This window comes from Vibrio sp. YT-19(2023) (assembly GCF_033337395.1).
On record NZ_JAWOQN010000107.1, the window covers coordinates 1 to 1,338 of the forward strand.

Genomic DNA, 1,338 nt, shown 5'->3' on the forward strand with positions numbered 1-1,338 from the left:
AACGAAGTTTTCCATCTCCGTCATGAGCCGACGGTTTTCTAGCAAAATTTGCTCTGCCTTCTGCTGATAGCCTAGCTCCAACCAAAGCTGAGTCATGCTTTTTGCCACTTCAAGCTCCCGTGCGTGAACTTGCAGAGACAAACCATCGGCTTGTTGATTGGCTTTCTTTTGTTGAAGGTTGAGCGTCGAGCCACGTTCGAACTGTTGCATCAAACCGACGGAGATATTGGTCATCGGATCTTCGTCAAATTTGAAGTTATCGACAGGCAAACCACCAAAACCGACTTTCAGTTTCGGGTCCATCAAGGTTGCGCTGGCTACGCCTGTTTCACGCATCGCTTCCGATTGAGCATAGAACTGCTTGCGGTTGCCATCGTTGCTCAATGCAACGCTAATGAGGTTTGCTAGCTCATTGGTTGATTGGGCTTGGATTGATTGAGCTTGCGCTTCTTGTTGTGCTTTCGTATTGGTTGGCGATTGCGCCACCACATTGAAAGCCGGTAGGGCAACCAGAGCCAGTGAGCATACTGGTGCCACTAAGCGATTTGGGTTGAATTCCATAATTTACATCCAAATTGATACCAAGCTCTTTTGCGTTTCGGGAACGATTGAACCGAGCGGGAGAGCGTTGGTATTTGCCAAACGGATGACGCACTTTTCTATCGCTAAATAGCAGGTAACAAGTGGAGTTACGAGCGAATAGCTGAGGTGAGCACGCTATCAGTTGGGCGCAAAGAAACTGCCTGCAAAGGGATGCAGGGTCGAATGCTTTGTATGGATTAAACTATCGGAGGCCGATACAAATCATGGGTGACTTGTACCACTGGTGCGGTGATTTCTGAGGCAATGGATGCGCGATAAGCCAGTGGGGATAGTTGGCTGACAGGGGCTGGTAACGGGACGAAAACGAATGAACAAGATGCTGTGCAGCAATTGTGGATCATGCCGGAGCCATCAACACAGCTCATGGTCATTTCTGTAGAGTCGGAGCTCAACGATGAGGCCATCTCCATGCTCATGCTCGGGGAGCCGCAGTGATCGTTCGCGCTTGCCATTTCTGTCATGTGTTCAGGCATCATAGCGCCACTCGACATCATTTTGATACTCATTAAAGGCGCGCTGTTAACCACGCTAGATACCAGCAGTATCAGCGTTGTACATAACGTTAGCCAAATTGTATGCAGTGATTTAAGGCGCATACGGAGTCCAGTCAAAATGAGTGTAAATAACGAGTAACCGCTTAATAATAAAGGTTACCCTAGGGGGAAAGTCAAGCATTCACCCCCAAGTAAGCGTGAGATATTTGGTGCATCTTGGGAGAGGTTCGACATATTAATC

The 1,338-nt window shown here is 48.2% G+C and carries 1 protein-coding gene and 1 pseudogene; both read right to left on the bottom strand.

Annotated features, from left to right (window positions below):
* Positions 1 to 561, bottom strand: a pseudogene (locus R7E78_RS24170) (copper transporter); the annotation flags it as partial.
* Between the two features lie 218 nt (positions 562 to 779).
* Positions 780 to 1,199, bottom strand: coding sequence for a hypothetical protein (locus R7E78_RS24175; RefSeq protein WP_017447880.1), 420 nt, complete (start codon positions 1,197 to 1,199; stop codon positions 780 to 782).
* Between the last annotated feature and the right edge of the window lie 139 nt (positions 1,200 to 1,338).

Excerpts from the sequence above, each read along its gene's own strand:
- R7E78_RS24175 (WP_017447880.1), bottom strand. The coding sequence starts at position 1,199 with ATGCGCCTTAAATCACTGCATACAATTTGGCTAACGTTATGTACAACG.